The organism is Sphaerisporangium sp. NPDC049457, assembly GCF_055586705.1.
Genome location: NZ_JBVJHR010000019.1, coordinates 142,713 through 152,094, shown reverse-complemented (window position 1 = coordinate 152,094; position 9,382 = coordinate 142,713). Strand labels below are relative to the sequence as shown.

6 protein-coding genes are annotated in these 9,382 nt (G+C 74.1%); 3 read left to right on the top strand and 3 right to left on the bottom strand.

The window, feature by feature from the left end:
• Positions 1–23 precede the first annotated feature (23 nt).
• Positions 24–1,199: a tetratricopeptide repeat protein gene (locus ACZ6QO_RS28035; RefSeq protein ID WP_465854752.1), complete on the bottom strand. Its 1,176-nt coding sequence runs from the start codon at positions 1,197–1,199 to the stop codon at positions 24–26.
• A gap of 418 nt (positions 1,200–1,617) precedes the next feature.
• On the opposite strand from ACZ6QO_RS28035, the gene ACZ6QO_RS28030 reads away from it, so the two are divergent.
• The 3 genes from ACZ6QO_RS28030 (at position 1,618) to ACZ6QO_RS28020 (ending at position 5,475) form a co-directional block, all read left to right on the top strand.
• Positions 1,618–3,159, top strand: coding sequence for an MFS transporter (locus tag ACZ6QO_RS28030; RefSeq protein WP_465854750.1), 1,542 nt, complete (start codon positions 1,618–1,620; stop codon positions 3,157–3,159).
• Between the two features lie 174 nt (positions 3,160–3,333).
• A complete protein-coding gene (locus ACZ6QO_RS28025) occupies positions 3,334–4,221 on the top strand; it encodes a DoxX family protein (protein WP_465854748.1) in 888 nt (295 codons plus the stop codon).
• 84 nt (positions 4,222–4,305) lie between these two features.
• A complete protein-coding gene (locus tag ACZ6QO_RS28020; RefSeq protein WP_465854746.1) occupies positions 4,306–5,475 on the top strand; it encodes a low temperature requirement protein A in 1,170 nt (389 codons plus the stop codon).
• A 42-nt stretch (positions 5,476–5,517) separates the two neighbouring features.
• Here ACZ6QO_RS28020 and ACZ6QO_RS28015 read toward each other — a convergent pair whose 3' ends face one another.
• Both ACZ6QO_RS28015 and ACZ6QO_RS28010 read right to left on the bottom strand, forming a co-directional pair.
• The gene (locus tag ACZ6QO_RS28015) at positions 5,518–6,525 is read right to left on the bottom strand and encodes a LacI family DNA-binding transcriptional regulator (protein WP_465854744.1); all 1,008 of its coding nucleotides are present in this window, start codon (positions 6,523–6,525) and stop codon (positions 5,518–5,520) included.
• Complete coding sequence (locus ACZ6QO_RS28010; RefSeq protein ID WP_465854742.1) at positions 6,522–9,356, bottom strand: glycoside hydrolase family 3 protein; 2,835 nt, start codon at positions 9,354–9,356, stop codon at positions 6,522–6,524. Before ACZ6QO_RS28010 ends, ACZ6QO_RS28015 begins: the two co-directional genes overlap by 4 nt.
• Between the last annotated feature and the right edge of the window lie 26 nt (positions 9,357–9,382).

The following is a 9,382-nucleotide window of genomic DNA, read 5'->3' as shown; positions in this document are numbered from 1 at the left end:
CGGGGGGAGGGGGGGGGGGGGGGTTAGGAGGCGGCCTTCCCCCCCCACCCCCCCCCCCCCCCCCCCACCCACCCCCCCCCCCCCCCCCCCCCTTCCCCTCCCCCCCCCCCCCCCCCCCCCCCCCCGCCCCCCACCGCGGTGAACTCGGCCAGCGCCCGGACGGGCCTGCCCTGCCAGGTCTCGGCGAACGCCCGCAGGCTGGTCACCGCCACGCCGTTGAACAGCACGAGACCGAACAGCCCGGCCCAGAAGCCGCCGACAACGTCGTCCCAGCGGATCGGGCCGGACGCGCCGGCCACCGCGACCAGCGGGACGACCTCGTCCGCGAGCGTCCAGGCCGGCAGTGTGAGCAGCGCGGCCGCGTACGCCGCGACCGCCAGGAGCGTGACCGACACGGCCACGCAGAGCCAGAGGTCCCTGGCCAGCATCCCCGGCACGTACCGCCAGACCGTCACCTCGCGCGCCCGCCGCACCGTGACGGCGGCCACCAGGACGAGCGCCGCGGCGCCGCCGGCGCGCGCCGGGTCGCGCAGGTCGTACCAGAAGGCGAGGACGGCGACGGCCGCGAGGCAGAGCGCCAGGAGCAGGCGCACCTGCCGGGACCACACCTCCAGGGCGCGGCGGGCGCGGCCGGTCTCCCGGGGGTCGGCGGGCCACGCCGGGTCGTGATGGTCACGGAGCTTGCCCCACCGCAGATACGCCAGCCCGAGGTTGACCCGCGCGCCGGGGTGCTCCTCCTCTCTGCGCAGCGCGGCCCGGTACGCCGCGGCGGCCTGCCGATGGTCGCCGCGCAGCAGGGCGAGGTCGCCGATCAGGACGTGCGGGTCGGGCTGCTCGGGGGCGAAGCGCACGGCACGCTGCGCCTCGTTCCACGCGCCGCGCCAGCCTCCCGGGATCCTGCGCAGCGCCGAGCCGAGACGTAGCCGTGCGGCCCAGGAGCCGGGTGCGAGCCGGACGGCGTCCTGAGCCGCTACGACCGCCTCGGAGTCGCGGCCGAGGCGTTCTTGGGCGAGACTCACCAGCCGATGGCCCCACTCGCCCTCAGGGTCGCGCGCGACCGCCTCCCCGGCGGCCTCCAGCGCTCCCTCGGGCAGGTCGCGCGCCAGCCGGGCTACGGCGACGACGCACCAGGCGCGTGGATCGGAGCGATCTCGCGGGGAGGGCACCGGTGCGGGATCTGACTCGCTGGCGTTCCCCACGCCGTCATGGTCCGTTGCGGATCACTGATTGCCTAGATGCCGGACATATACCTATAGCTCTCTAGAGAGGTCGGCGTCGCCCCACCTTGATCACCCACCCCAGCGGCCCCGCCCTTCGCCGACACAGCCCATCGCGCCCCCGCGGCCGTCCGCCATGCGGCGCCTTCCCCCGCCCCCATCGAGCCGGGCCGGCGACCATGCGCCTTCGCCTCCGCCGCCGTCGGCGGCCGGGGGCCGGGGCCGGCGGCCGCTGGAGGCCGGAAGAAGCGGCGCGGCGGGTCGCGGCCTTTGTCACAACTTGCTGAACAATCAACCGACATGGCCTAAGCTGCCACGCATGTTCTGCGGGCTGAATCCGTTCGGCTAGCCGATGACCGTTCTGGGCACCCGGCCGGGGAGTCGTGCCAGGGGCACGACCATGGACCATCCGGCGAACCGGTGGTCGGTGCTCGCATTGCTCTGTTCCAGCCTGCTGCTGATCGCCGTGGACGCCACGGTGCTGCACATCGCCGTCCCGGCCCTGACCGCCGCCCTGGAGCCCTCCGCGGTCGAACTGCTGTGGATCATCGACGTGTACTCGCTGGTCGTCGCCCCGCTGCTGGTGACCTTCGGCACGCTCGGCGACAGGTACGGCAAGCGCCGGTTCGTGCTGGCGGGCTACGTCGTCTTCGGCGTGGCCTCGCTGTCGGCGGCCTTCTCGACCGGCCCGCTCGCCCTGATCTTCTCGCGCGCGCTGCTCGGCGTGGGCGGCGCCATGATCATGCCGGCCACTCTGTCGATCATCCGCCAGGTGTTCACCGACCGCCGCGAGCGCTCCATCGCGCTCGGCGTCTGGAGCGCGGTCGCCGCGGGCGGCGCCGCCGTCGGGCCGCTGGTCGGCGGCGTCCTGGTCGAGCACTTCTGGTGGGGCGCGGTCTTCCTGATCAACGTCCCCCTGCTCGTCGTGGCGCTGCCGCTGGCCGTCCGCCTGCTGCCCCGGTCGCACGGCGACCCCGGCCACCGCTGGGACGTGCCGAGCGCCGCGCTGTCCACGCTGGGCATCCTGTTCCTGGCCTTCGGGCTGAAGGAGGCCGGTCACGGCGGGACGGTCGGACCGGGCCCGGCGGCGTCGATCATGCTGGCCGGTCTCGGCCTGCTGGTGTGGTTCGCCGTCCGTCAGCGCCGTCTCGCCCGGCCGTTCCTCGACATCGGGCTGTTCGCCCAGCGCGGCTTCGGCGTCGGCGTGCTCTGCGTGCTGCTGTCGGTCTTCGCGCTGGTCGGGCTGGAGCTGATGCTGGCGCAGTACCTCCAGCTCGTGCTCGGCGACAGTCCCCTGCGCGCGGGCGCGCGCATGCTGCCCCTCATGATCGCCGCCATCGCGGGCGGCCTGAGCGCCGCCCACCTGCTGCGGCGTTTCGGGCTGCGGGCGACGATGACGGGCGGCCTGGCGCTGGCGGGGCTGTCGCTGGCGCCGACCCTCGCCTGGGCGACCGAGCAGCATCCCGTGATGCTCTGCGTGTGCTTCGCCGGCATCGGGTTCGGCGTGCAGGTGGCGCTGCTGGCCGCCTCCGACACGATCATGGCCTCCGCTCCCGAGTCGCGCGCCGGCGGCGCCGCGGCCATCGAAGAGACGGCCTACGAGCTCGGCGCCGGCCTCGGGGTGGCCGTGCTCGGCACCGTCACCACGATCGTGTACGCCCCCGCGCTGGCGGCCGTGCCGGGGGTCGCGCCGGTGGCCATGGGGCAGGCCAGGGAGTCGCTGGCCGCGGCGGCCCACGTCGCCCGGGAGGTCGGCGGCCCCGCCGGCGCCTCCTTGATGGAGGGGGCCCGCGCCGCCTTCGTCACGGCCCTGCACTCCACGGTGCTGGTGAGCGTCACCTTGCTCGCCATCACCGCGATCACCGCCGCCGTCCTGCTCCCCCGCCGGTCCGGACCCGTCGCGAGAGCTCCGGGCCCGGACCGCGAACGCATCTCCCTCTGACCAGGCCCCTCTATTCAGGCACCGCTGATCAGGCCCCTCTGATCAGCCCCGTCTCAGTCCCGTCCGATCAGACAGGGCCGCACTCCCGCCGGTCGCCCTGCCTGGGGCGCATGGCGCGGGCGATACAGGGCAATTGTCTGTGCAATGCGGACCGACCCCAGGAGAATGGCTACCGTGAGACGAACCTTCCAGGATCTCGCCGCGCTGGCCGCCCGGCTCGGCGTCGGCGGCATCTTCTTCGCCAACGGCTGGCACAAGCTCGAATTCGGGCTGACCGCCACGAGCGAGCAGTTCGCCAAGATGGACGCCCCGGGTCCGGGCGTGTGGGCCGCCGCCACCATGCTCATCGAGCTCATCGGAGGGGCCCTGCTGGTCGCGGGCCTGGCCGTCCCAGCCTGCGGCCTCATACTCTTCGCCGAGGCGCTGGCCGTGTTCGCGCTGGTCAGCGGGGATACCGGCCTGCCGCTGACCGGTGGGGACATCAACCTCATCGTCGCGCTCGGCTCGGCGTCGGTGCTCCTCGCCGTCGTGGGCGCGGGACGCCTGTCCGTCGACCACCTGGTCGTGATCCGCCGGCGCGAGGCCGAGGCCGCCGACGAGATGGCCGCCGACGCCGAGGCCGACGACGTCATCGCCTCCTGGCGCGACACCTCGCGCCCCACCACGGGCGACGCCCCCGCCCGCCCTTCCTCCGGCACGGGCGCCGGGACGCGCGGCCCCGGCTCCGCGGGCGGCGGCGACCGGGACTCCGGCCGCGCGGGCGCCGACGACCGCGGCTCAGGCCGCGCCGGGGGCGGACGGGACTCCGGGCCCGCGGTAGGCGATGCCGGCGCGGTCAAGGACGCCGCCGCCAAGGGCCCGGTGACCTTCCCTGAGAAGCGCGCCGGCTCCGGCGACACGGCGGAGGTCACCGCGCCGCGCAAGGCGCGGCCCCGCCGGCCCGCCAAGTCCTCCGCCGAGCCCGAGGACGCCGTTCCCGGCTCCGACGGCCCCTCCGGCCCCACCCGGGGCGACCGCCTCGTCGCCGGCGGCCGGAAGACCACCCCGTCCGACAACGACTAGGCAGGTTGTGAGGGTCGGCAGGAAAGTGATCAGCTAGCGGCGAACCGGGCGTCTGGGGAGGGGTTCGCCGGTGAAGATGGACACATGCGTCTGCCCGGCTGGTTCGCCGAACGCGTCGAGCCCACCTCCCCTGAGCAAGAGCTGCGCGTCTCGACGCTCGAGCTCTTCTTCGACCTCGTCTTCGTCTTCACGGTCACGCAGCTCACCATCCTGCTCGTCGGCGGTTTCGCCGAGCCGGCGCCCGGCGCCGCGCAGGGCGGTCCCTTCGAGGGCGCGCTGCGCGTGCTGCTCGTCTTCGGCGTCATCTGGTGGATGTACTCCGGGTACGCCTGGCTGACCAACACCGTGCCGCCCTCGCGCCCCGCCCGGCGCGTCCTCATCCTGTTCGGCATGGCCGGGTTCCTGATCATGGCACTGGCCATCCCGCGGGCCTTCGACGGCGGCGGTTGGGCCTTCGCGCTGGGCTACCTGATCATCGTGCTGGTCCACACGGGCCTCTACCTGCAGGCGACCTCCTCGTTCGTGCGCGTGGTGCCGTTCAACCTCGCGGCGACCGCGCTGCTGTTCGCGGCGGGCTTCGCCGAGGGCGTGCTGGTCTACCTCCTGTGGGTGGCGGCGATGGCGCTGCTGTGGGGCAGCCCGTACTTCATCGGGCAGAAGGGCTTCCCCCTGCATCCGGCGCACATCGTCGAGCGTCACGGCCTGCTGGTGATCGTGGCGCTCGGGGAGTCGGTGGTGGCCATCGGCATCGGCGCGCACGGCGAGGTGGGCCCCTCCCTGCTGGTGGCGGCCACCTTGGGGCTCGCCCTGGCCGCCTGCCTGTGGTGGACCTACTTCGGGGCCGATGACGAGGTGGCGGCGGAGCGCACACTGGCGGGCGCAGACCCGGTGCGCCGCACCCGGCTCATCCTGGGCGCCTACTTCTACGCCCACATCCCGATGCTGCTCGGCATCGTCGGCGTCGCGGCGGGCGTGAAGAACGCGATCGGCCACCCGCTCGACCACCTGCACGCCGGCCCGGCGATCGCCCTGGCCGCCGGCGTGACGCTCTATCTGGGGGGCGACGCCATGTACCGCCGGGTGCTGGGCCTGCCCGCGCGGCGGCCGCGCACGGTGGCGGCCGCCGTCGCCCTGGTGACCGTCCCGCTCGGCATGTGGTCGTCTCTCGCCCAGCTCGCCGCCCTGGTGGTGCTGCTGGCCGGCGTCCTGGCCGCCGAGCACTCCGCCGCCGCGCGTGAGGCCGCCGCCGGCTGACCGAGGGCGAGGGTCATGCCCTGGGGGTCACGCCCGGCGGGATCAGGCCTTCGTGGTGCTCTGCCGGATGGTCAGGCGGGGCGGGAGGAGGGTGGAGTCGGGGACGGCGCCGCCCTCCAGCTTGGCCATCAGCAGGGTGACCGCCTGGTGGCCGACGTCGGCCGCCGGGATGAGCACCGAGGTGAGCGGCGGGCTGGCCCGTTCTGCGACGTCGTCGGGGCAGATGGCGACGACCGAGACCTCCTCGGGCACGCGCCGGCCGAGCACCCGCAGCGCGCCGAGGACGTGGCCGACCGCCGCCTCGTTGTGCACCATGATGCCCGACAGCCCCGGATGCCCGTCCAGCAGGGCCTTCACGGTCGCGCACACCTCGTCGAAGCCCTCTTCGCACGGCCAGGCGCTCGTCGTCATGCCGTGCGCCTGCCCGGCCTCGACGAAACCCTCCATGGTGCGCTCGGCGTAGCCGGTGCCGCGCTTGTAGACGACGTTCGGGGCCCCGAGCAGCGCGATCTCGCGATGGCCGAGGGAGGCCAGGTGGTCGGCGCAGATGGCGCCCGCGCGCGCGAAGTCGAGGTCCACGCAGGTCAGCCCGGAGGCGTCGGCCGGGAAGCCGATGAGCACGCTCGGCTCCTCAAGCTCGCGCAGCAGCGGCACCCGGGGGTCGTGGATCTCGACGTCCATCAGCACCAGGCCGTCCACCAGGGCGCTGGCGGCGACGCGCCGCAGCCCGTCGGGCCCCTCGTCGGCGGTCATGAGCAGCACGTCGTGGTCGAACTGCCGGGCCGTGGTCACCACCGAGGTGGCGAACTGCATCAGGACGGGCAGGTGCATGCCGGCGCGCAGCGGCAGCACCAGGGCGATCACGTTGGACCGTTTGCTGGCCAGCGCCCGCGCCCCGGCGTTCGGGTGGTAGCCGAGCGCGCGGACGCTGCGCATGACGCGCTGGCTGGTCGTCGCCGAGATCGCGCGTTTGCCGCTGAGCACGTACGAGACGGTGCTGACGGCGACGCCGGCGTGCTTGGCGACGTCCGCGATGGTGACCGTTCTCAACGAGCGCTCCCCGTGGTTCGCCGCGTGAAGCGAAGCTCGCTCACCGTGACCCCCTCGTTCTCGAAGACGACGTACAGATCATGCACCCCGGCCGCCCCTGCAAGGGGACAGGTGACGGTGGCCAGGTCGTACCTGTCGCGCGACGGCGCCACCGACACCGCGCCGATGACCTCGCCGTACAGCGGGTCGTCCAGCCGCAGCGTCAGCACGCCGCCCTCGCTGCTCGCGACCGCCAGCAGGCAGTCCGCCGCGCCGCCGCCGAAGTCGACCTCCCGGAAGGCGATCCACCCGCCGGGGTCGGTCCCCCGTACCGCGTCGCCGCGGGAGCGCGCGGCGTCGCACAGTACGACTCCGTCGTACTCGTCATTGTCGGCCGCGTCCAGAGGGCGGGCGTACGGGTCACGGGCGGGGATCCGCTCGCCGGCCACGGTGAAGTGGGCACAGAGCCGGATGTCGCCGGCGGACGCGCCCACCTGCACCTTGTGCGGGGCGTCCTCGACGACGAACCGTCCGCGTGTGACGTCCCAGAAGGCGAGGTCGGCGACGTCGACCGCCATGGTGACGGTGCGGCTCTCCCCGGGTGCGAGCCGCACGCGCTCGAAGCCGCGCAGCTGGCGCAGCGGCTGCTTGACGCGGGAGCGCCGCTGGTGGGTGTAGAGCTGCACGACCTCGGTGCCGGGCCGCAGGCCGATGTTGGTCACCGTGACCCGCACCTGCAGCACGTCGTCCGGCTCCAGCGCGGCCGAGGAGAGCCGCAGGTCGGAGTAGGCGAACCTGGTGTAGCTGCGGCCGTGGCCGAACGGGTACAGCGGCGTGCCCCGGTAGTACAGGTACGTCGAGTCGGTGGCGATGATGTCGTAGTCGAACAGGTCGGGCAGTTCGCAGGCCGAGCGGTACCACGTCTGGGTGAGCCTGCCTCCCGGGTCCTCGTCGCCGAACAGCACGTCGGCGAGCGCGTTGCCGTACTCCTGGCCGCCGTGGGCCGACCACAGGATCGCGGGCACGTTCTCCTCGGCCCAGGTGACCGCGAACGGGTAGCCGCTGCTGATGACCAGCACCGTGCGGGGGTTGGCGGCGCGCACGGCGCGCAGCAGGGCCTCCTGCGCGGGCGGCAGGCCAAGGTCGGCGCGGTCCTCGGTCTCCCTGCCGTTGACCAGCGGGTGGTCGCCGAGCACGACGACGGCGACGTCGGCGGTGGCCGCCAGTTCGGCGGCGGCCTGGGCGCCGCTCTCGACCAGTTCCAGGGTGAGGACGGCGGCGGCGTCGGGGTCGTCGGTGAGCCGCAGCACGCCGTCCGGCGACAGCCCGACATGGCGGCCGGTGGAGATGTGGCGCAGGGCCAGGGTGCCGCGGGGCCGCTCGTCCAGCCGGAACGTCTCGCGCACCTCCCAGCCGTTCGGACCCGGCTGGTCGTTGACGAGGACGCCGTCGTCGTCCACCGAGACGTACCTGTCGTTGGCGCAGGCCCGCAGCGCGTACGCCCCGCCGCCCCAGTCGAACAGGTCGAACCAGCCGGCCCGCGCCTCGCCGGCCGCCGAGACGGTCAGCGGGCCGCCCGCGAAGTGCTCCACCGCCGTGACGTGGCCGCCGGCGGCGTTCAGCGCCACCCGGTCGACGCCCTCGGCGTACGCGGTGACGCACCGTTCTGCGAGGCCGGCGCGGGCGGTGACGGCGTAGGGCAGCGTGCCGCTGTACCAGTCCTCCATGAGCGTGTCGGCGAGCGGGCCGATCACCGCGACGCGCCCGGGGGCGCGCAGGGGCAGCACACCGTCGTTCTTGAGCAGGACGATCGACTGCGTGGCGGCCCGCCTGGCGAGGACCTGGTGCTCCGGGCTGTTGACGACCTCTTCGGTGATGCCGTCGTAGGGGGTGGCCGGGTCGAACTCGCCGAGCCGGAACCTGACGGCCAGCGCGCGCCGGGCGGCGGCGTCGACGTCGTCCTCGCCGAGCAGCCCGCGTTCCAGCGCCTCGGTGATGTGCCGCAGGGTGGCGGCGGGCCGGTCGTCGTCCTGGGTGAAGCTGTCGGTGCCCGCCTTGATCGCCGCCGCGTACGCCTCCGGCAGGTCGGCGTAGTAGGCCTGGACGCCGGTGAGGTTGGCCGGGGCGTGGGCGTCGCTGACCACCAGCAGGTCGTCCGGCGTCCAGGTGCGCACCTCGCCGATCAGCGGGCTGAGCATCGCGGGCCGGCCGTTGACCAGGTTGTAGGAGGGCATCACCGAGACGGCGGCGCCGGCCTCGATGGCGGGGCGGAAGGCGCGGAGCTCGTACTCGCGCAGCACCCGGGGCGGCAGGTTGCTGGAGCTGGCGCACCGGTCGGTCTCGTTGTTGTAGGCCAGGAAGTGCTTGAGCGTGGGAGCGGTCCTGAGCGTCGGGTGGTCGCCCCGCAGGCCGCGGGCGTAGGCCGTGCCCATCACGCCGGTCAGCCACGGGTCCTCCGAGTAGCCCTCCTCGTTGCGCCCCCACCGGGGGTCGCGCAGCGGGTTGACCACGGGCGCCCAGACGTTGAGGCCAGCGCCGGCCGGGTCCTTGTGATGCAGCGCCACCACCTCGTCGCCGGTGGCGGCGCCCACGCGGCGCACGAGGTCGGGGTCCCAGGTGCTGGCCAGGCCGACGGCCTGCGGGAAGACGGTCGCCGGGCCGAGCCAGGCGAGCCCGTGCAGCGCCTCGGTGCCGGTGCGGAAGGCGCCGAGACCGAGCCGGGGCACGGCCGCCTGGTACTGGTGCAGCAGGCCGATCTTCTCCTCCAGCGTGAGCCTGCCGAGGAGGTCGGCGACGCGCGCCTCCAGCGGCAGGGCGAGATCGCGGAAGGTGCCTGACACCGGTGCGTTCATCTGGGGGACCGTCCTTCGCTCACCGA